18 protein-coding genes are annotated in these 20669 nt (G+C 70.4%); 3 read left to right on the top strand and 15 right to left on the bottom strand.

Features of this window, described 5'->3' with window-relative positions; all coding sequences use genetic code 11:
- Positions 1–6: 6 nt before the first annotated feature.
- Both ACFYNL_RS24800 and ACFYNL_RS24795 read left to right on the top strand, forming a co-directional pair.
- Positions 7–852, top strand: a complete 846-nt coding sequence (locus ACFYNL_RS24800) for a peptidylprolyl isomerase (RefSeq protein WP_388807085.1) — start codon at positions 7–9, stop codon at positions 850–852.
- A gap of 135 nt (positions 853–987) precedes the next feature.
- Positions 988–2217, top strand: coding sequence for a DUF349 domain-containing protein (locus ACFYNL_RS24795; RefSeq protein ID WP_388807083.1), 1230 nt, complete (start codon positions 988–990; stop codon positions 2215–2217).
- Between the two features lie 89 nt (positions 2218–2306).
- Here the strand turns inward: ACFYNL_RS24795 and relA are convergent, their stop codons facing one another.
- The 15 genes from relA to pgsA all read right to left on the bottom strand — a co-directional run bounded on the left by relA (position 2307) and on the right by pgsA (position 17989).
- A complete protein-coding gene (relA, locus tag ACFYNL_RS24790; RefSeq protein WP_388807081.1) occupies positions 2307–4844 on the bottom strand; it encodes a GTP pyrophosphokinase in 2538 nt (845 codons plus the stop codon).
- Between the two features lie 501 nt (positions 4845–5345).
- Entirely contained in the window at positions 5346–5885 is a 540-nt protein-coding gene (locus ACFYNL_RS24785; RefSeq protein WP_388807079.1) for an adenine phosphoribosyltransferase, read from the bottom strand.
- The gene (secF, locus tag ACFYNL_RS24780; protein ID WP_388807077.1) at positions 5882–7003 is read right to left on the bottom strand and encodes a protein translocase subunit SecF; all 1122 of its coding nucleotides are present in this window, start codon (positions 7001–7003) and stop codon (positions 5882–5884) included. Before secF ends, ACFYNL_RS24785 begins: the two co-directional genes overlap by 4 nt.
- A 1-nt stretch (position 7004) precedes the next feature.
- Positions 7005–8747, bottom strand: coding sequence for a protein translocase subunit SecD (secD, locus tag ACFYNL_RS24775; RefSeq protein ID WP_388807075.1), 1743 nt, complete (start codon positions 8745–8747; stop codon positions 7005–7007).
- A gap of 132 nt (positions 8748–8879) precedes the next feature.
- Positions 8880–9377 (bottom strand): preprotein translocase subunit YajC, encoded by a 498-nt coding sequence (gene yajC, locus ACFYNL_RS24770; RefSeq protein ID WP_388807073.1) that lies wholly within the window; start codon positions 9375–9377, stop codon positions 8880–8882.
- Positions 9378–9551: 174 nt separating this feature from the next.
- Positions 9552–10622 (bottom strand): Holliday junction branch migration DNA helicase RuvB, encoded by a 1071-nt coding sequence (ruvB, locus tag ACFYNL_RS24765; protein WP_388807072.1) that lies wholly within the window; start codon positions 10620–10622, stop codon positions 9552–9554.
- A gap of 59 nt (positions 10623–10681) precedes the next feature.
- A complete protein-coding gene (gene ruvA / locus ACFYNL_RS24760) occupies positions 10682–11287 on the bottom strand; it encodes a Holliday junction branch migration protein RuvA (protein ID WP_388807070.1) in 606 nt (201 codons plus the stop codon).
- Positions 11284–11823 carry a crossover junction endodeoxyribonuclease RuvC gene (gene ruvC / locus ACFYNL_RS24755; protein ID WP_388807068.1) on the bottom strand — a complete coding sequence of 180 codons (540 nt, stop codon included), beginning with the start codon at positions 11821–11823 and terminating at the stop codon, positions 11284–11286. The genes ruvA and ruvC overlap by 4 nt, the downstream gene beginning before the upstream one ends.
- 166 nt (positions 11824–11989) lie before the next feature.
- Positions 11990–12742 (bottom strand): YebC/PmpR family DNA-binding transcriptional regulator, encoded by a 753-nt coding sequence (locus ACFYNL_RS24750; protein WP_019759338.1) that lies wholly within the window; start codon positions 12740–12742, stop codon positions 11990–11992.
- A 48-nt stretch (positions 12743–12790) separates the two neighbouring features.
- A complete protein-coding gene (gene pdxT / locus ACFYNL_RS24745) occupies positions 12791–13399 on the bottom strand; it encodes a pyridoxal 5'-phosphate synthase glutaminase subunit PdxT (protein ID WP_388807066.1) in 609 nt (202 codons plus the stop codon).
- Positions 13400–13423: 24 nt separating this feature from the next.
- Positions 13424–14329 (bottom strand): pyridoxal 5'-phosphate synthase lyase subunit PdxS, encoded by a 906-nt coding sequence (gene pdxS, locus ACFYNL_RS24740; RefSeq protein WP_388807064.1) that lies wholly within the window; start codon positions 14327–14329, stop codon positions 13424–13426.
- A gap of 126 nt (positions 14330–14455) precedes the next feature.
- On the bottom strand, positions 14456–14998 hold the full coding sequence (locus ACFYNL_RS24735) for a hypothetical protein (protein WP_388807062.1): 543 nt from the start codon (positions 14996–14998) through the stop codon (positions 14456–14458).
- A gap of 185 nt (positions 14999–15183) precedes the next feature.
- On the bottom strand, positions 15184–16398 hold the full coding sequence (locus ACFYNL_RS24730; protein WP_388807060.1) for a glycosyltransferase family 4 protein: 1215 nt from the start codon (positions 16396–16398) through the stop codon (positions 15184–15186).
- The gene (locus tag ACFYNL_RS24725) at positions 16395–17303 is read right to left on the bottom strand and encodes a phosphatidylinositol mannoside acyltransferase (RefSeq protein WP_388807058.1); all 909 of its coding nucleotides are present in this window, start codon (positions 17301–17303) and stop codon (positions 16395–16397) included. The genes ACFYNL_RS24730 and ACFYNL_RS24725 overlap by 4 nt, the downstream gene beginning before the upstream one ends.
- Positions 17300–17989, bottom strand: a complete 690-nt coding sequence (gene pgsA, locus ACFYNL_RS24720) for a phosphatidylinositol phosphate synthase (RefSeq protein ID WP_388807056.1) — start codon at positions 17987–17989, stop codon at positions 17300–17302. The genes ACFYNL_RS24725 and pgsA overlap by 4 nt, the downstream gene beginning before the upstream one ends.
- A 303-nt stretch (positions 17990–18292) precedes the next feature.
- On the opposite strand from pgsA, the gene ACFYNL_RS24715 reads away from it, so the two are divergent.
- The gene (locus ACFYNL_RS24715) at positions 18293–20491 is read left to right on the top strand and encodes an elongation factor G-like protein EF-G2 (RefSeq protein ID WP_388807054.1); all 2199 of its coding nucleotides are present in this window, start codon (positions 18293–18295) and stop codon (positions 20489–20491) included.
- Positions 20492–20669 lie beyond the last annotated feature (178 nt).

Here is a 20669-nt window from a genome sequence, read left to right as displayed (position 1 = left end):
AACCCGGTGGTCAGCCAGGAACAGCGGCGGCGTCAGCTCGCTCGGGAGAAGTTCTTGCGGCAGCAGCAGCGGCGCACGGAAGCCCGGCGCAAGTCGCGCATGCGCAACTCGGTGATCGCGTCGGTGCTCGGAGTGGTCGTCATCGGCAGCCTCGCGCTGTACACGACCGGGGTTTTCAAGGACGACGGTTCGAAGAAGGAGAACGCTGGCGCCGAGGTCAGCCCGAGCCCGACCAGCAAGGCCCCGGACCCGTGCGAGAAGCCCGCCGAGGGCAAGGCCGGGACGGCGACCTGGAAGAAGGAGCCGGCGATGACCATCGACAAGTCGGCGAAGTACACGATGAAGCTGGCGACGACGTGCGGTGCGATAGACATCGCGCTGAAGGCGTCGGCCGCGCCGCACACGGTGAACTCGTTCAACTTCCTCGTCGGAAAGGGCTACCTCGACCACACCAAGTGCCACCGGCTCACCGACACCGGCATCTACGTGCTCCAGTGCGGCGACCCCCAGGGCACCGGGATGGGCGGACCCGGGTACACCATCCCGGACGAGAACCTCAAGGACAAGAGCCTCAAGGGTGGCGTCTACCCGGCGGGCACGGTGGCGATGGCCAACCAGTACAACGCGCAGACGAAGCAGGGGCGCGACAGCGGCGGAAGCCAGTTCTTCCTCGTCTACCAGGACAGTCAGCTGCCGCCCGACTACACACCGTTCGGCACGGTGTCCGAGGCGGGCATGAAGGTCCTCAAGAAGATCGCGGCTGCCGGAGCCCAGGCCGTCGACCCCGCGACCGGGACCACCGCCCCCAACGCGACCGTCGTGATCAACAAGGCAACCGTCACGAAATCCTGACCCTCAACTGCGTAATTTCGGTCGCGCGGGATGCGGACAGGCAACCCGCCGGTCGCCTATGTTGGCCGTGACGAAACTGTGGACGATGCCCGGGGGAGCACCAGCCCCTCGCAGGCATCATGTGGAGGAGGCGCTGTGAGCAGCGACCCGTGGGGCCGCGTCGACGAGACGGGGACCGTGTACGTGCGTACGGCCGACGGCGAGCAGGTCGTCGGATCCTGGCAGGCCGGCTCCCCCGAGGAGGCGTTGGCCTACTTCGAGCGCAAGTACGAGGGCCTGGTTGTCGAGATCGGCCTCCTCGAGAAGCGAGTGAAGACCACCGACCTGTCGGCGAAGGACGCCCAGGCCGCGATCGACCACATCCGTGAGCAGGTCGACGCCCATCACGCGGTCGGTGACCTGGACGCCCTGCGGACCCGCCTGGACAAGCTGGTCGAGACGGTCGAGAAGCGCCGTGAGGAGCGCAAGGCACAGCGCGCCAAGCAGTCCGACGAAGCCCGGCACGCCAAGGAGGCCCTGGTCGCCGAGGCGGAGGAACTGGCCCGGTCCGACCAGTGGCGGGCCGCCGGTGAGCGTCTGCGGTCGCTGGTGGACACCTGGAAGAGCCTGCCGCGGCTCGACCGCAAGTCGGACGACGAGCTGTGGCACCGCTTCTCGCACGCCCGGTCGGCGTTCTCCAAGCGCCGCAAGGCGCACTTCGCGCAGCTGGACGCGCAGCGCGAGGAGGCCCGCAAGACCAAGGAGCGGCTGGTCGCCGAGGCCGAGTCGCTGTCCGGGTCGACGGAGTGGGGTCCGACGGCCGCGCGCTACCGCGAGCTGATGGCCGAGTGGAAGGCCGCGGGCCGCGCCCAGCGCGAGCACGAGGACGACCTGTGGAACCGCTTCCGCGGCGCCCAGGACATCTTCTTCGCCGCCCGCAGCTCGGTCTTCGCCGAGCGCGACGCGGAGCAGGCCGAGAACCTGAAGCTGAAGGAGGAGCTGGCCGAGGAGGCCGAGAAGCTCCTGCCGATCGGCGATCTGAAGGCCGCGCGGGCCGCCTTCCGCTCGATCAACGAGCGCTGGGAGGCCATCGGCCATGTGCCGCGGGACGCCCGCCCCAAGGTGGAGGGCCGGATGCACTCCGTCGAGCGGGCCATCCAGGAGGCCGAGGAGGCCGAGTGGCGCCGGACCAACCCGGAGGCACGGGCGCGTGCCGAGGGCCTGACCGGTCAGCTCCAGGCCGCCGTCGACAAGCTGAAGGGCCAGATCGAGCAGGCCCGCGCGCAGGGCAACAACGCCAAGGCGGACAAGCTGGAGCGTGAGCTTGAGGGCCGGCAGGCGCTCTTGGACCAGGCCCTGAAGGGTCTGCAGGAGTTCGGCGGCTGACGCACCCGGTCACGCGAAAGAGGGGCTCCCGTACACCAGGTACGGGAGCCCCTCTTTCGTATGCCGTGCGAAGGCTCCTTCGTCTGCCTCTACGACCGGTTGCGTGCCGACGTCACGCGGTACACGTCGTAGACGCCCTCCACTCCCCTGACCGCCTTCAGGACGTGCCCGAGGTGCTTCGGGTCGCCCATCTCGAAGGTGAAGCGGGAGGTGGCGACGCGGTCGCGGGAGGTCTGGACGGCCGCGGAGAGGATGTTGACGTGCTGATCGGACAGGACACGCGTGACGTCCGACAGGAGCCGGGAGCGGTCAAGTGCCTCGACCTGGATGGCGACCAGGAAGACCGAGGACTGGGTGGGCGCCCATTCGACCTCCAGGATGCGCTCGGGCTCGCGGGACAGTGACTCCACGTTCACACAGTCGCTGCGGTGAACCGATACACCACTACCGCGTGTGACGAAGCCGATGATCGGATCGCCGGGGACCGGGGTGCAGCAGCGGGCCAGCTTGACCCATACGTCCTCGACGCCCTTGACGATGACACCCGGATCGGCACTGGAGCGGCGCTTGCGACTGCGACCGCGTGTCGGCGGGACCGACTCGTCGATCTCCTCGGTCGCGGCTTCCTCACCACCGAGGGCCTGGACGAGCTTCTGCACGATGTTCTGCGCCGAGACATGGCCCTCGCCGATCGCCGCGTACAGCGCGGAGATGTCCGCGTAGCGCATCTCGTGCGCGAGGGTCACCAGCGAGTCGCCGGTCAGGATCCGCTGGATCGGCAGGTTCTGCTTGCGCATCGCCCGGACGATCGCGTCCTTGCCCTGCTCGATCGCCTCGTCACGGCGCTCCTTGGAGAACCACGCCCGGATCTTGTTGCGGGCGCGGGGCGACTTGACGAAACCGAGCCAGTCGCGGGACGGCCCCGCGCCGGGCGCCTTGGAGGTGAAGACCTCGACCAGGTCGCCGTTGTCCAGGGTGGATTCGAGCGGTACGAGACGGCCGTTGACCCGCGCTCCTATGGTGCGGTGGCCCACTTCGGTGTGGACGGCGTACGCGAAGTCGACGGGGGTGGCACCGGCCGGGAGCGCTATGACGTCGCCCTTGGGGGTGAAGACGAAGACCTCGTTGCGGGAGAGGTCGAAGCGCAGGGACTCCAGGAACTCGCCGGGGTCCTCGGTCTCCTTCTGCCAGTCCAGCAGCTGGCGCAGCCACGCCATGTCGTTGAGGTGGTCGTCCTTGCCCTTGCCGGACGTCTTCGGCGCGTCAGTGCGGATCTTGGAGGCGCCGGCGACGGCCTCCTGCTTGTACTTCCAGTGCGCGGCGATGCCGTACTCGGCGCGGCGGTGCATGTCGAACGTGCGGATCTGCAGTTCGACCGGCTTGCCGTTGGGGCCGATCACCGTGGTGTGCAGCGACTGGTACATGTTGAACTTGGGCATCGCGATGTAGTCCTTGAACCGGCCGGGGACCGGGTTCCATCGCGCGTGCACCGTGCCGAGGGCGGCGTAGCAGTCGCGGACCGTGTCGACGAGGACGCGGATGCCCACCAGGTCGTAGATCTCCGCGAAGTCACGGCCGCGGACGATCATCTTCTGGTAGACGCTGTAGTAGTGCTTCGGGCGGCCGGTGACGGTCGCCTTGATGCGGGCGGCCCGCAGGTCCTGCTGGACCTCGTCGGTCACTATGGCCAGGTACTCGTCACGCTTCGGTGCCCTCTCGGCCACCAGCCGTACGATCTCGTCGTACATCTTGGGGTAGAGGATCGCGAAGGCGAGGTCCTCCAGCTCCCACTTGATGGTGTTCATGCCGAGGCGGTGGGCGAGCGGCGCGTAGATCTCCAGGGTCTCGCGCGCCTTCTTCTCCTGCTTCTCGCGCTTGAGGTAGCGCATGGTGCGCATGTTGTGCAGGCGGTCGGCGAGCTTGATGACCAGGACGCGCGGGTCCTTGGCCATGGCGACGACCATCTTGCGCACGGTCTCGGCCTGCGCGGCCTCGCCGAACTTGACCTTGTCCAGCTTGGTGACGCCGTCGACGAGCAGGGCCACGGAGTCACCGAAGTCGCGGCGGAGCTGGTCGAGGCCGTACTCGGTGTCCTCGACGGTGTCGTGCAGCAGGCCCGCCATCAAGGTGGCCGGATCCATGCCCAGTTCGGCGAGGATCGTGGTCACCGCGAGCGGGTGGGTGATGTACGGGTCGCCGCTCTTGCGCTTCTGGCCGCGGTGCCAGCGCTCGGCGACCTGGTAGGCCTTCTCGATCTGGCGGAGGGTCGCGGTCTCGATCTTGGGGTCGTTGCTGCGGACTATGCGCAGCAACGGCTCCAGCACCGGGTTGTACGGGTTGGAGCGCTGGACGCCGAGACGGGCGAGGCGGGCGCGGACGCGGTTGGAGGAGCCGGAGCGTGCGGGCTGCCCGGTGGCGGGGCGGGCCGGCGGATTGACGGGCCGCTCGGGCGGGGCCGGCTTGGGTCGCGTCTGCTCGGCCGGCTTGTCGACGGGCGCGGACTGGGCGTGCTCGACCGGCCCGCGGGTGTCGTTCTTCGCGTGCGACGCGTTCGGCGCGGGCTTCGCCGCGGGCCCCGAGGCGGACTCGGGCTTGGCGGCGGTCAGGTGCTGGGCCTCGTCTGGCAAGAGGGCTCCTCGTGCGCGATCCGGGTCCCCCGGTCAGGCTCCGGAAACCCCATGGTAGCGATCCCGCGCCCCGGGATCGCCTTCAGCCCGATGTGAGGGCCGTCCATCGGAGAAACGCAAGGAGCCGTCAAAGGATTCCTGTGCCGTCGTCCGCGTGCTGTGGCAGGGGTGGTGCGAGCGGTTCCAGCGGCTGTGGCCTGGGGGATGCGAGCGTGTCCAGAGGCGGTCGCGGGGGTGTGCTGGGCCCTTGAGGAGACGGCGTGCGCGGCTTCGCGGGCGCGTGATGCGAGCCAGGTGGTGACGGGGGCCGGGTGGTGACGGGCGCCGAAGCGATGCCTCGGTGCACACGCCGGGGAGCGGTGCCTCGATGCGCACGCCGGGATTCGGTCCTCGGCTGGGGCCCGAGACACGCGTGTGCCACACATGCGTATGCCGCGCGCCTCGTGCGGAGGCGCGCGGCATGAGGAGCGGGTCCGAGGGCCCGCCCTGCGGCGATTCGGGTCAGACCGTCAGGAGCGACTCCAGCGGGGCTCCGGCCAGGGCCGGCTCCAGACGGGCGCGGCCTCCGAGGAAGCCCAGTTCCATCAGCACGGCCAGTCCGGCCACATCGGCACCGGCCCGGCGGATCAGCTGGATCGAGGCTTCCGCGGTGCCGCCGGTGGCCAGGACGTCGTCGATGACCAGGACACGGTCGCCCGCGGCCAGGTCCTCGGCGTGCACCTCGATCTCGGCGGAGCCGTACTCCAGGTCGTAGGCCTGGCTGAGCGTCGCCCCGGGCAGCTTGCCCGCCTTGCGCACCGGAATGAAGCCGATGCCCGCGCGGACGGCGACGGGAGCGCCGAGGATGAAGCCCCGGGCTTCCAGGCCGACGATCTTCGTGGCGCCGGTGTCGCCCGCGATCTCGGCGAGGGCGTCGGTGAGCGCCGTGAACGCCGCCGGGTCCGCCAGGAGCGGGGTGATGTCCTTGAACATCACGCCCGGCTCCGGGTAGTCCGCCACGTCCCGGATACGGCTGAGCAGCAGCTCCCTGATCTCGGTCATCGGCGCTTCCCCGAGGAGCGGCCGCGGCCACGGCCACGGGACGCCGGCTGGGTACGCGGGCCCACCACCGCGGGGGCGGCGTCCTCCGGCTCGCCGCCGTGGAACTCGCCACTGACCTGCGCGTCCGCGGCCTCGCCCGGCGTGGCGCCCTGGGCGCGCTTGGCGAGGACACGCTTGCGCAGGGCCTTCATCTGCGGCTCGCGCTCCTTGAGGTCGGCGACGAGCGGCGTGGCGATGAAGATCGAGGAGTACGCACCGGCCGCGAGACCGACGAACAGCGACAGCGAGATGTCGTTGAGCATGCCGGCCCCGAGGAAGCCGCCACCGATGAACAGCAGGCCCGCCACCGGCAGCAGCGCGACCACGGTGGTGTTGACGGAGCGGACCAGGGTGCTGTTGATCGAACGGTTGGCGATGTCGCTGTAGGTCCAGCGGGTCTGCTTGGTGATGTCCTTCGTCTGCTCCTTGAGGCTGTCGAAGACGACGACCGTGTCGTAGAGCGAATAACCGAGGATCGTGAGCAGACCGATCACCGTGCCCGGCGTCACCTCGAAGCCGACGAGGGCGTAGATGCCGACGGTGATGGTGATGTCGTGGATGAGGGCGACGAACGCGGCGACCGCCATGCGCCATTCGAACGCGATCGCCAGATAGATCACGACGAGGACCAGGAAGATCCCGAGACCCTGCCAGGCCTTGTTGGCGATCTGCTCACCCCAGCTGGGGCCGACGAGTTCGCCGGTGACGTCCTTCTCCGCGACACCGAGGTCCTTGGCGAGCTGCGCGGAGACCTTGTCGGCCTCGGTGGTGTCGATGCCCGCGACCTGGATGCGGAGCGTGGCCTTCTCGCCGCTGCCGAGCTCCTGGACGATCGCGTCGTGGCCGGACGCCTCTTCCGCGTACTCCTGCGCCTGGGACACCGAGACGGTGCTCGGGGTGTTGAAGACGGCTCCGCCCTGGAACTCGATGCCCATGTTCAGGCCGCGCCCCGCGAGGCCGACGATGGCCAGGATGGTGATCAGGATCGAGACGCCGTACCAGATCTTGCGGTTGCCGACGAAGTCGTAGCCGACCTCGCCACGGTGCAGTCGGGCGCCGAGGTTGCCGAGCTTCGACATCTCACGCCTCCTTCGTCTCGATGGGGGCGGCGGGGCGGCGGGTGCGGCGCAGCGGTGGCTGGGCACCCAGTCGCTTGGGATCGAGGCCGGACCAGCGGTGGCCGTTCGCGAAGAACTCGGTGCGTGCCATGAGCGTCAGCAGGGGCTTGGTGAACAGGAACACGACGACCACGTCGAGCAGGGTGGTCAGGCCCAGCGTGAAGGCGAAGCCCTGGACCTTGCCGACGGTGACGATGAACAGCACCGCGGCGGCGAGGAACGACACGAAGTCGGAGACCAGGATGGTGCGCCGGGCGCGCGGCCAGGCCCGCTCGACCGCGGGGCGCAGCGAGCGGCCCTCGCGGATCTCGTCGCGGACGCGTTCGAAGTAGACGATGAACGAGTCGGCGGTGATGCCGATGGCGACGATGGCGCCGCAGACGGCCGGCAGGTTGAGCGCGAAGCCGATGGTCGGGCCGAGCAGCGACATGATCGTGTAGGTCAGTGCCGCGGAGACCAGCAGCGAGAGGATCGCGATGAAGGACAGGCCGCGGTAGTAGACCAGCAGGTAGATGATCACCAGGGCCAGGCCGATCGCACCGGCGATCAGACCCGCCTTCAGCTGCTCACCGCCGAGCGCCGGGGACACCGTGGTGACGCTGTCCTCGCTGAAGGTCAGCGGCAGCGCGCCGTACGACAGCATGTTGGCGAGGCTCTGGGCCGACTGCTGGGTGAAGTTGCCGGAGATCTCGGCGCTGCCACCGGTCAGGGCTTCCGAGACGCGCGGGTCGGAGATGACCTGGCCGTCCAGGACGATGGCGAACTGGTTCTGCGGCGGCTGGTTCTTGGCGAGCTTCCCGGTGATGGCCGCGAACTTGTCGGACCCCTTGCCCGTGAACTTCATGGTCACGGTCCAGCCGGCGCCGGTCTGCGTGTTGAAGACGGCCTGGGCCTCGTCGACGTCCGTGCCGTCGACCTCGGCGGGGCCGAGGATGTACTTCTGCCACTCACCGCTGGAGTTCTGACCGCAGGCGACCGTGGACTCGGTGGGCTTGGCGCCGTCACCCGCCTTGGCGCGGACCGACTCCTTGGTGCAGTCCAGCGCGGCGTACTGCGCTTCGAGCTTGCCACTGGGCTGGTCACCCGTGGGGGTGCCGCTCGCGGACGGGGAGGCGCTGGAGTCGGCGCTCTTGGAGGGCGTCGGGTCGGCCTTCAGCGCCTCGGTGACCGCGCGGCCCTGCTGGGTCGCGGTCGCCGAGGGGGTGCCGGAGGGAGACGCGGAGGAGGTCGCCTTCTCGCCGGCGTCGCCGGACGCGCTGCCGGAGGCGCTCGGCGAGGGGGTGGGCGCCGTGCCGCCGGCCAGCTCGGTGGCGACGACCGGTCGGAAGTACAGCTTGGCGGTGGTGCCTACCTGGTCCCGGGCTTCCTTGGAGTCCGTGCCCCGGGGGATGTTGACGATGATGTTCCTGTCGCCCTGGGTCTGAACCTCGGCCTCCGAGACACCCAGACCATTGACACGGCGCTCCATGATCTCGACCGCGGTGTCCATGTTGGTCTTGTTGATCGCGGATTCCTGGCCGGGCTCGGCTTCCGCGCGCAGCGTGATGCTCGTGCCGCCGGCCAGGTCGATACCAAGACGCGGAGTGGTGTGCCCCGAGGCGAACATCCCTCCGGTGAGCGCCGCGATGGCGATCAGGATGAGGGCCAGCGAGCGCCACGGCTTGCTCTGGGCGCTCGCGTTCCGGCCCTTCTTAGGTGCTGCCACCTTCTCGTACTCCCTCTCGGGCCGCCTCGCTCCGGATCAACGGGCGGGCGGCCATGACATGGTGTCGGGATCCCGTGCGAGCTCAGCATGCCCGGGGGCGCGCAGGCCTGGCCCGCGCGCCCCGGAACATGGCTACTTCGCGTCGGAGTCGCCGCCTGACTTCTTGGACTCGTCGTCCGTCTTCGCCTCGGCGGACACGGCGTCGGACGACTCCTCGGCCTCGTCCTTCGCGTCCTTCTTGCCGAGGTCGACGGACTTCTCGTCGGAGGCGGCGGCAGCGGCGGGCTCGTCGGTCTCGGTGAGGGAGGAGGCGTCGTCCGGGACGACGTCGGACTTCAGGTCGTGCTCGATGCCGTGCACGATGCGGTTGTACTCGTCGTCCGAGAGGACGGCGCCGATCGCGTTCTTGGCGAAGAGGAGCTCCACGCCCGGGCCGGCGTCGAGGAGGACGGTGTCGTCGCTGACCTCCTTGACCGTGGCGTACATGCCCCCGATGGTGCGGACACCGGATCCGGGCTGCATCTGGTTCCGCATGTCGGCGGCCTGCTGCTGCTTCTTCTTGGCCGACCGGGTCATCAGGAACATGGCCCCGATGAGCACGATGAACGGGAGGAGGGTCACGAGACTCACGGGTCGGAACTTCCTTCACACGACCGCGCTGTGAGCGGCCTGATGGTTGGGGGATTGTCTGCCGCCGACAAAGGCGGCATCGGCGGAGTCTAAGCGAGTCTCCGCGCAGGGAACAACGCTCAGCATGGCACTGGGGTTCCCCCTGCGGCCACTGAGCTCGCCGTCACGATGTCGTCACGCCCCGAACAGGTCCTGTTGTCCGTTTCCCGCAGCTGACGAGCCCGGTGGGGTGAGGCCGAGGTGCGCCCACGCGGCCGGCGTGGCGACCCGGCCGCGCGGGGTGCGCGCGAGCAGGCCCTGCCGTACGAGGAAGGGCTCGGCGACCTCCTCGACGGTCTCGCGCTCCTCCCCCACCGCGACCGCGAGCGTGGACAGCCCGACCGGGCCGCCGCCGAACAGCTTGAGCAGGGCTTCCAGGACGGCGCGGTCGAGCCGGTCGAGGCCGCGGGTGTCCACCTCGTAGACGGCGAGGGCGGCCGCGGCGATGTCCTGGGTGATGATCCCGTCGGCCTTGACCTGGGCGTAGTCGCGGACCCTGCGCAGCAGGCGGTTGGCGATACGGGGTGTGCCACGGGAGCGGCCGGCGATCTCGGCGGCGCCGTCGGCCTCGATCTCCACGTCGAGCAGGTTCGCCGAGCGATGGATGACGCGCTCCAGCTCGGCCGGCTCGTAGAACTCCATGTGGGCGGTGAAGCCGAAGCGGTCGCGCAGCGGGGGCGGCAGCAGACCGGCGCGGGTGGTAGCGCCGACCAGGGTGAACGGGGGCAGTTCGAGCGGGATGGCGGTGGCGCCCGGTCCCTTGCCGACGATCACGTCGACGCGGAAGTCCTCCATCGCCATGTACAGCATCTCCTCGGCGGGCCGGGACATGCGGTGGATCTCGTCGAGGAAGAGGACCTCGCCCTCCTGGAGGGAGGACAGGATCGCGGCGAGGTCACCGGCGTGCTGGATGGCGGGGCCGCTGGTGATGCGGATGGGGGCGCCCATCTCGGCCGCGATGATCATCGACAGGGTGGTCTTGCCGAGGCCCGGGGCACCGGAGAGCAGCACATGGTCGGCGGTGGCGCCTCGCGCGCGGGCGGCCCGCAGGACGAGGTCGAGCTGTTCGCGGACCTTCTCCTGGCCGATGAACTCGCCCAGGTCCTTCGGGCGCAGGGCGGCCTCGACGGCCTGGTCCTCACGGTCGGCGGACGCACCGACGAGCCGCTCGGGGGCGGGGGTGTCGGTGGTGTCGTCCCAGTTCATGGAGTGTGCCTCGGGGGTCGCGATGGGTGGCGTACGTGAGTGGCGTCAGGGGCCGTCGGTCAGCGGGCTCTGTTCAGGGTCTGCAGGGCCGCCTTCAGCAACTGGCCCACCTGGGGCGTGCCCTCGGCGGCCTCGGCCTGCGGGGTGACGGCGGCGACGGCCTCGTCGGCCTCACGGGTGGCGTAGCCGAGGCCGATGAGGGCGGCATGCAGCTGGTCGCGCCAGCCCTGGGTGACGGGGGCGCCGACGGCGGGCGCGCCGATGGGTTCGCCGAGGCGGTCCTTCAGCTCCAGGAGCAGCTTCTGGGCGCCCTTCTTGCCGATGCCGGGGACGGCGGTGAGTGCCTTCTCGTCGGCGGTCGCCACGGCCCTGCGCAGGGCGTCGGGCGTGTGCACCGCCAGCATCGCCTGGGCCAGGCGCGGTCCGACCCCGCTCGCGGTCTGGAGCAGTTCGAAGGTCTGCCGCTCGTCGTCGTCGGCGAAGCCGTACAGCGTGAGGGAGTCCTCGCGGACGACCAGCGAGGTGTGCAGCTTGGCCGGCTGGCCCATGCGCAAGGTGGACAGGGTGTTCGGGGTGCACTGGACGGCCATGCCGACGCCGCCCACCTCGACCACCGCGGCGTCCGGAGCGAGGGCGGCCACTGTGCCGCTGACGAAGGCGATCATGCCGTACGGCCTTTCGGTGCTTTGGCTGAGTGCAGGGCGACGGCCTGCTGAAGTCGGTTCTGCGCGGGGGCGCGCCAGATGTGGCAGATGGCGAGCGCGAGGGCGTCGGCGGCGTCGGCCGGTTTGGGCGGGGCGGTGAGCCTGAGCAGACGGGTGACCATGGCGCCGACCTGTGCCTTGTCGGCGCGGCCGCTGCCGGTGACGGCGGCCTTGACCTCGCTGGGGGTGTGCAGGGCGACGGGGATACCGCGGCGGGCGGCGCAGAGCATGGCGACGGCGCTGGCCTGGGCGGTGCCCATCACCGTACGGACGTTGTGCTGGCTGAACACCCGCTCCACGGCGACGTATTCGGGCCGGTGCTCGTCCAGCCACTGCTCGATGCCCTGCTCGACGGCGACGAGGCGGTGGCCCAACTCGGCGTCCGCGGGTGTGCGGACGACGCCGACGCCGAGCATGGTGAGCGGGCGTCCCGCGACCCCTTCGACCACGCCGACACCGCATCGGGTCAGCCCCGGGTCCACCCCCAGTACGCGCACGCGCCCCTCCTTCGATCTCCCCGGCTCCGCTGGGCGGTATCCCCAGTTCGTGCAGGCTATCGGGTGCCGCTGACAACGCCGGTCAGCAACTCCCGGCAAAGGCGACGGGCCGACGGGATCGTCCCGTCGGCCCGTTGAGCCTGAACCCGGCCGCGTCGCGGCTGCGTTACGCGTCGACCTTCTCCATGATCTCGTCGCTGACGTCGAAGTTGGCGAAGACGTTCTGGACGTCGTCGCTGTCCTCCAGCGCGTCGATCAGCTTGAAGATCTTCTTGGCGCCTTCCTCGTCGAGCTCGACCTGCATGGTCGGAACGAAGTTGGCCTCGGCGGAGTCGTAGTCGATCCCCGCCTCCTGCAGGGCGGTGCGCACCGCGACCAGGTCGGTGGCCTCGCTGAGGACCTCGAAGGACTCACCGAGGTCGTTGACCTCCTCGGCGCCCGCGTCCAGGACCGCGCCCAGGACGTCGTCCTCGGTCAGCTCGCCCTTGGGGACGATCACGACGCCCTTGCGGTTGAAGAGGTACGACACGGAGCCCGGGTCGGCCATGGAGCCGCCGTTGCGGGTCATGGCGACGCGGACCTCGGAGGCGGCGCGGTTGCGGTTGTCCGTGAGGCACTCGATCAGCACGGCGACGCCGTTCGGGCCGTAGCCCTCGTACATGATCGTCTCGTAGTCGGCACCGCCGGCTTCGAGACCGCCACCGCGCTTGATCGCGGAGTCGATGTTCTTGTTCGGAACCGACTGCTTCTTGGCCTTCTGGACGGCGTCGTAGAGGGTCGGGTTTCCTTCGAGGTCGACGCCGCCCATGCGCGCCGCGACCTCGATGTTCTTGATCAGCTTCGCGAAGAGCTTGCCGCGCTTGGCGTCGATCACGGCCTTCTTGTGCTTCGTCGTGGCCCATTTAGAGTGGCCGGACATCTGCCTGTCTCCTTCGCGTAACCCATCTATGAACGAACGCCAGAGATCCTACAAGGACTCGGCCGCCCGGTTCGCGTGCACCATGTCGACGAACAGGCCGTGCACGCGGTGGTCGCCGGTCAGTTCCGGGTGGAACGACGTGGCCAGCGCGTTGCCCTGGCGGACCGCGACGATGTGGCCGTCGTGCTCGGCGAGGACCTCGGCCTCGGCGCCGACGGACTCGACCCAGGGGGCGCGGATGAAGACGCCCTCCACAGGATCGCCGTCCACGCCCTTGAGGTCGACCGCCGCCTCGAAGGACTCGTTCTGACGCCCGAAGGCGTTGCGGCGCACGATCATGTCGATGCCGCCGACGGTCTCCTGGCCCGAACGCGGGTCGAGGATCTTGTCGGCCAGCATGATCATGCCTGCGCAGGTGCCGTAGACGGGCATGCCCGCCCGCACGCGCGCGCGGAGGGGCTCCATCACGCCGAACAGGACGGCCAGCTTGGAGATGGTCGTGGACTCTCCGCCGGGGATGACGAGACCGTCGACCTCGGCGAGTTCCTCGGGGCGCCGCACCGGCCTGGCCACGGCGTCGGCCGCGGCCAGGGCGATGAGGTGCTCCCGTACGTCGCCCTGGAGGGCCAGGACGCCTATGACGGGTGCGTCAGTCATGTACGTGCAGTCCTTGAGGGTGCGTTACCAGCCGCGGTTGGCGTAGCGCTCGGTCTCGGGGAGGGTGTCGCAGTTGATGCCGACCATGGCCTCGCCGAGGTTGCGCGACGCGTCCGCGATGATCTTCGGGTCGTCGTAGAAGGTGGTCGCCTTCACGATGGCCGCGGCGCGCTTGGCCGGGTCGCCGGACTTGAAGATGCCGGAGCCGACGAAGACGCCCTCGGCGCCGAGCTGACGCATCAGGGCGGCGTCGGCCGGCGTGGCCACGCCACCGGCGGAGAACAGCACGACGGGGAGCTTGCCGAGCTCGGAGACTTCCTTGACGAGCTCGTACGGGGCGCGCAGCTCCTTGGCGGCGGCGTACAGCTCGTTGTTGTCGAAGCCGCGCAGCTTGGCGATCTCGTTCTTGATCTGGCGCAGGTGGCGCACGGCCTCGACGACGTTGCCGGTGCCGGCCTCGCCCTTCGAGCGGATCATCGCGGCGCCCTCGGCGATGCGGCGCAGGGCCTCGCCCAGGTTGGTGGCGCCACAGACGAACGGGGTGGTGAACGCCCACTTGTCGGAGTGGTTGACCTCGTCGGCCGGGGTGAGCACCTCGGACTCGTCGATGTAGTCGACCCCGAGGGACTGCAGGACCTGGGCCTCGACGAAGTGGCCGATGCGGGACTTGGCCATGACCGGGATCGAGACGGCGTCGATGATGCCCTCGATCATGTCCGGGTCGGACATGCGGGCCACGCCGCCGTCCTTGCGGATGTCGGCGGGGACCCGCTCCAGGGCCATGACGGCGACGGCGCCCGCGTCCTCGGCGATCTTCGCCTGCTCCGGCGTGACGACGTCCATGATCACGCCGCCCTTGAGCTGCTCGGCCATGCCGCGCTTCACGCGGGCGGTGCCGGTCTCGGGAGCCTGGTTTTCGGAGTTGGACACGGGTGACCTCACACGGTGAAAGAGGGTTACTGCAAGCACAGAGGAAACGGGAGTGGACCAGGCCACAGCAAGGGCCAATGCGAAGCCGGTGGATCCTTTTTCGGGCCGATGGCGTGAATGCGCTGGTCAGGCGGCTCGGTCGGCCAGTACGGCGGGCGGCTCGTCGTCCATCTCGAAGGCCAGGGGGAACGGCGCGTGGCCGGCCAGCCGGAACCAGCGGACCTTGCGGTGGCGGCGCAGGGCCCTGGCGGCCCGTACGGCGTCGTTGTGGAAGCGGCGGGCCATCGGTACCCGGCGCACGGCCTCGGTCAGCTCATGGGCGGCCTGCTCGCCCCCGGGGGCCTCGCGTACCGCCTCCACCTGCTGGGCCTCCGCGAACACCGCCCGCAGCGCCTGGCTCAGCTCGCTCTCGGCGACCTCCCGCTGCTCCTCCTCGGCCTGCCGGGCGGCGTGGGCGGCCTCGTACAGGACGATCGACGCGGCCGGGTCCAGGACGCCGGAGGTGGCCACCTCCTGGGCGACCGAGGCGCGGCGGAGCAGTTGGGCGTCGAGTGCGGCGCGGGCCGCGTCGATCCTGGCGTGCAACCGGTCGAGGCGGCCCGCGGTCCAGCTCAGGTAGAGGCCGATCGCGACGAGGGCTACGAGGGTCCAGATGAGTGTTGCGGTCACGGGCGGAGCCTAGTCCCGCGGGGCGGGCCGGATGTCGAGCGGGGGCGTTCGCGGGGCAGCGCGGGCGCCGAGGTGACGGTCACCGGGACTGCCCTGCGGACTGCCGGCCGCAGACCCCGCTTCGGCCCGAGGGGCCTCGCCCCGGCACGCCGGGCGGGCCGATCGCCGACCCGAGCATGCGGCGCTCAGTCCCTCGCCAGTCTCAGCCTCGCCCGCAGCCCGCCTCCGGTCCCCTCGTCCGCCGCCACCGCCGCCGCGCCCGCCGTCACCGTCTCGTAGACGGACAGGATGTCCGCGCCGACGGTCGACCAGTCGAAGCGGCGGACGTGCGCACTCCCCCGCTCCCGCAGTTCCGCCCGTCGCTTCGGGTCCTCCAGGAGGCGTACCGCGGCCTCGGCGAGGGCGTCGGCGTCCTCGTTGGCGAAGAGTTCGCCGGCCGCGCCCTGGTCCAGGACCTGGGCGAACGCGTCCAGGTCGGAGGCGAGGACCGGGGCGCCGGCCGACATCGCCTCGACCAGGATGATCCCGAAACTCTCGCCGCCGGTGTTGGGAGCGACGTACAGGTCGACGCTGCGCAGGAGGCGGGCCTTGTCCTCGTCGCTGATCATGCCGAGGAACTCGACCCGCGAGCGCAGTTCGGCGGGCAGGGACTCGACCGCCTCCTCCTCGTCTCCCCGGCCGGCCACCAGGAGCCTGGTACGCGGGCGGGCGGCGAGGATCTTGGGCAGGGCCCGCATCAGGACCGGCAGACCCTTGCGGGGCTCGTCGATGCGGCCGATGAAGCCGATCGTCTCGCCCGCCCGCCCCTCACCGCCGCCCTCGACCGCGCCGCGCGCCCCTTCCGACTGCCAGTCGGGGTTGGGCTCGGCCCGGGCGAAGAAGTCGACGTCGACGCCGTTCGGGATCACCACCGCGTCCCCACCGAGGTGCTCCACCAGCGTGCGGCGGGCGTACTCGCTGACCGCGATCCGGGCGCTGATCTTCTCCAGGGCCGCCTGGAGGATGGCGTACGCCGCGATCATCGCCCGGGAGCGCGGGTTGGAGGTGTGGAAGGTCGCGACGATCGGACCCTGTGCCGCCCAGCAGGTCAGCAGGCCCAGGGACGGCGACGTCGGCTCGTGGATGTGGATGACGTCGAACGCGTTGTCGTGCAGCCAGCGACGCACCCGGGCCGCCGAGAGGAAGCCGAAGTTCAGGCGGGCGACCGAGCCGTTGTACGGCACGGGGACGGCGCGGCCCGCCGAGACCACGTACGGCGGGAGCGGGGTGTCGTCGTCGGCGGGCGCCAGGACGGACACCTCGTGGCCGAGCCGGATGAAGTACTCGGCGAGGTCACGGATGTGGAACTGGACGCCGCCCGGCACGTCCCAGGAGTACGGGCAGACGAGACCGATCCTCACGAGGGTCCCTTTCCGGGGTCCAGATCAGCGAGCCACAGGCGCTGGAGCATGTGCCAGTCCTCCGGATGTTCGGCGATCCCCGAGGCGAAGGCGTCGGCCAGCGCCTGTGTCATGACAGACGTCTTCTCGGCCCGGGTGCCTGACTCGGGCACCTGGACCGGGGGGTGGACCCGGCCTCGCATGACGGGTGTGTCGTCGTACCAGAGCGTGACCGGGAGCAGCAGCGCCCCGGTCTGCTGGGCCAGCAGCGCCGGGCCGGCGGGCATCCGGGCCGCGGCGCCGAAGAAGTCCACCTCGACGCCGGAGGCGGACAGGTCGCGGTCGGCGACCAGGCAGACCAGGCCGCCGTCGCGCAGCCGCCGGGCGAGGGTGCCGAAGGCGGTGCCGCCGCTGTGCGGCAGGACCTCCATACCGAGGCCCTCGCGGTAGGCGACGAAACGGTCGTACAGGGTCTCGGGCTTGAGGCGTTCGGCGACCGTCGTGAACGGGGTCTCCAGCTTGGTGGTGACCCAGGCGCCCGCGAGGTCCCAGTTGGCCAGGTGCGGCAGGGCGAGTACGACGCCGTTGCCCGCGGCCAGACCGTCGGTCAGGTAGTGGAGGTCCTTCGCTTCGAAGCCGTCCTTGACGCGCTCGGCGCTCCAGGCCGGGAGCCGGAAGGACTCCATCCAGTAGCGCAGGTAGGAGCGCATGCCCGCGCGCGAGAGCTCGGCGAGGCGCTCCGGGCTCGCGCCCGGCACCACGCGCGCGTAGTTGCTCTCCAGCCGTTGCACGCCCTTGCCCCGCTGCTTCCAGGCGAGGTCGGCGATGGTGCGCCCGAGCCGTACCGCGACCGGTTCGGGAAGCTTCTTCACCGTGCCCCAGCCGAGCCCGTACAGGGCGTCCGTGAGCCGCTCGTGGGCACTCACTTGGCTGCCTCGCTCCCTTGAGAGGCGTTCTGCGGCTTCTCCTCCTGCGCAGCCGCCGCCTCCGCTTCGGCCGACTCGCGGCGGACGGTGACGACCCGCTGGATGAGCGTGACGAGACTGCCCACGGCGACGATCCACAGGGCGACGGGCAGCAGGTACTGGATACCGGGTACCCCGAACACGTGCAGGCCCGCCAAACCGGCCGCGACCAGCGAGATCACCAGGCGTTCGGCGCGCTCTACGAGGCCGTTGACCGCGACCGGCAGACCGATGGACTCGCCCCTGGCCTTGGTGTACGACACCACCTGGCCGCTGGCCAGGCAGAAGATCGACACGGCGCACAGGACGAGGTCGTCGCCGCCACCGGCGTACCAGAGGATGAAGCCGCCGAAGATCGCGCCGTCGGCCACCCGGTCGAGCGTGGAGTCCAGGAAGGCGCCCCAGCGGCTGGAGCGGCCGAGCTGGCGGGCCATGTTGCCGTCGACGAGGTCGGAGAACACGAACAGCGTGATCACGACCGTGCCCCAGAAGAACTCGCCCCTCGGGTAGAAGACCAGCGCGCCGGCGACCACACCGGCGGTGCCGATGAGCGTGACGGTGTCGGGGCTGACGCCCCGCCGGATCAAAAACGCGGCGAACGGTGTGAGAACACGCGTGAAGAAAGCACGCGCGTACTTGTTCAGCATGGCCTTCCCGAGGGTCGGTGTGGCGCCGTGCGGCCCCTGCTGGCCACCGGCTGGCCCATCGTAGCCACGCGCGCGTTGCCGCGACCCCCGGGCACTCGTGCACGGGTCGGGCGGCCCCGTCCACCGACGCCGGACGGCGCGATCACGTCCGTCGTATGGACGCACCGTGACGGGAGTGGAAAGCTCGAAGAACCGCGGGCGTCACCGGAGCCGCCTCGCTGGGGGCACCTCCCGGAAGAAGTCCGGGGAGGATCCGTACGTCCCGCGCCCACAGTGACCTCACCGTGCACGGGAGGCAGGATCATGGGCGACAAGGCGAACGCACACCCCGGAGCCGCCGGCAGGGCAACGGCGGCCGACCACCCCGCATCCGTACGGAACGTGGTGCTGGTCGGCCACAGCGGATCCGGCAAGACGACTCTGGTGGAGGCCCTCGCGCTCACAGCGGGGGCGGTGAACCGGGCGGGCCGCGTGGAGGACGGCGGCACCGTCTCCGACTACGACGAGATCGAGCACCGCCAGCAGCGCTCGGTGCAGCTCTCCCTGGTGCCCGTCGAATGGGACGGCATCAAGGTCAACCTGCTGGACACCCCCGGATACGCCGACTTCGTCGGGGAACTCAGGGCCGGTCTGCGAGCGGCGGACGCGGCCCTCTTCGTCGTCTCGGCCTCGGACGGCGTGGACGGCTCCACCCGCATGGTGTGGGAGGAGTGCGCGGCGGTCGGCATGCCGCGCGCGATCGTCGTCACGCACCTGGAGGCCGCGCGGGCGAACTACGAGGAGATGACACGGATCTGCGCGGACGCCTTCGGCGGGGACGATCCCGACGCCGTGCTCCCGCTGTATCTGCCCCTGCACGGCCCGCAGGGCCCGGACGGGCACGCTCCCGTCACCGGTCTGATCGGCCTGCTGTCGCAGAAGCTCTTCGACTACTCCTCCGGTGAGCGCAAGGACTCCGAGCCGGGCGAGGACCAGCTGCCGCTGATCGAGGAGGCCCGCAACCGGCTGATCGAGGGGATCATCGCGGAGAGCGAGGACGAGACCCTCATGGACCGGTATCTGGGCGGTGAGCAGGTCGACGTCAAGACGCTGATCGAGGACCTGGAGCGGGCCGTCGCGCGGGGCACGTTCTTCCCCGTCCTGGCGGCCGCGCCCGCCGCCGACGGCGCCAGGCAGGGACTCGGCACGGTCGAGGTGCTCGAACTGATCACCCGTGGCTTCCCGACGCCGCTGGAGCGCGAGGCGCCCGGCGTCACCACGATCGACGGCAAGCCGCGCGAGCTGAAGCCGTGCGACCCGGACGGGCCGCTGGTCGCCGAGGTCGTGAAGACGGCGTCCGACCCGTACGTCGGCCGGGTGTCGATGGTGCGGGTCTTCTCCGGGACCCTGCGCCCGGACGAGACGGTGCACGTCTCCGGGCACGGTCTCGCCGACCGCGGGCACGAGGACCACGACGTCGACGAGAAGATCGGCGCTCTGTCCGCGCCGTTCGGCAAGCAGCAGCGGACGCTCAGCCACGCCATCGCCGGTGACCTCGCGTGCGTGGCGAAGCTGAGCCGCGCGGAGACCGGCGACACCCTGTCGGCCAAGGACGATCCCCTGCTGATGGAGCCGTGGCAGATGCCCGACCCGCTGCTGCCGCTCGCCATCCAGGCGCACAGCAAGGCGGACGAGGACAAGCTGTCGCAGGGGCTCGCCCGGCTGGTCGCCGAGGACCCGACCATGCGGCTGGAGCAGAACCAGGCCACCCACCAGGTCGTGCTGTGGTGCCTGGGCGAGGCACACGCGGACGTCGCCCTCGAACGGCTGCGCAGCCGGTACGGGGTGCAGGTCGACGTCGTGCCGCACAAGGTCTCCCTGCGGGAGACGTTCGCGAGCAGGTCGGCGGGGCGCGGCCGGCATGTGAAGCAGTCCGGTGGCCATGGGCAGTACGCGATCTGCGAGATCGAGGTGGAGCCGCTGCCGGGTGGCTCGGGCATCGAGTTCGTGGACAAGGTCGTCGGCGGCGCGGTGCCACGGCAGTTCATCCCGTCGGTGGAGAAGGGCGTGCGGGCCCAGGCCGCCAAGGGAGTCGCGGCCGGTCACCCGCTCGTCGACATCCGGGTCACGCTGCTCGACGGCAAGGCGCACTCGGTGGACTCCTCCGACGCCGCGTTCCAGACGGCCGGCGCGCTCGCGCTGCGGGAGGCGGCGGCCGATGTGAAGATCCATCTGCTGGAGCCGGTCGCCGAGGTGTCCGTCCTGGTCGGCGACGAGTACGTCGGCCCGGTGATGAGCGATCTGTCCGGGCGGCGGGGTCGCGTCCTCGGCACCGAGCAGACCAGCGGAGGCCGGACGGTCATCAAGGCCGAGGTGCCCGAGATCGAGATCGGGCGGTATGCGATCGACCTGCGGTCGATGTCGCACGGCACGGCACGGTTCAGCCGCCGCTATGCGCGGCACGAGCCGATGCCGCAGCAGATCGCGGAAAGGATTCGTGAAGAGGCGCGCGCCGCCTCGTAGTTCGCGCCGGGCGCCGCCAAGTGGGCGTGCCGCCCCGGTGGAACGCTTCCCTCCGTGTAGGCGGGCGGCTTCGGCCGTCCGCCGACGGTTGTCGGTGGCTGGGGATACGCTGATCATTGATCAACAGGTGTGCGCAGTACGGAAGTCGGGAAGGCCGCAGAAGCGACAGTGCGGCGAT

The sequence above is a fragment of the Streptomyces sp. NPDC007808 genome (genome assembly GCF_042868655.1).
Classification (GTDB): domain Bacteria; phylum Actinomycetota; class Actinomycetes; order Streptomycetales; family Streptomycetaceae; genus Streptomyces.
Note: the sequence above shows the minus strand (reverse complement) of the source record. Positions and strands in the feature narration are given on the sequence as shown.

Bases quoted from the DNA above. Each gene is read 5' to 3' on its own strand.
- ACFYNL_RS24785 (WP_388807079.1), bottom strand. From the start codon at position 5,885: ATGACCGAGATCAGGGAGCTGCTGCTCAGCCGTATCCGGGACGTGGCG.
- secF (WP_388807077.1), bottom strand. From the start codon at position 7,003: ATGTCGAAGCTCGGCAACCTCGGCGCCCGACTGCACCGTGGCGAGGTC.
- ruvB (WP_388807072.1), bottom strand. From the start codon at position 10,622: ATGAACTGGGACGACACCACCGACACCCCCGCCCCCGAGCGGCTCGTC.
- ruvA (WP_388807070.1), bottom strand. From the start codon at position 11,287: ATGATCGCCTTCGTCAGCGGCACAGTGGCCGCCCTCGCTCCGGACGCC.
- ACFYNL_RS24750 (WP_019759338.1), bottom strand. From the start codon at position 12,742: ATGTCCGGCCACTCTAAATGGGCCACGACGAAGCACAAGAAGGCCGTG.
- pdxT (WP_388807066.1), bottom strand. From the start codon at position 13,399: ATGACTGACGCACCCGTCATAGGCGTCCTGGCCCTCCAGGGCGACGTA.
- pgsA (WP_388807056.1), bottom strand. From the start codon at position 17,989: ATGCTGAACAAGTACGCGCGTGCTTTCTTCACGCGTGTTCTCACACCG.
- ACFYNL_RS24715 (WP_388807054.1), top strand. From the start codon at position 18,293: ATGGGCGACAAGGCGAACGCACACCCCGGAGCCGCCGGCAGGGCAACG.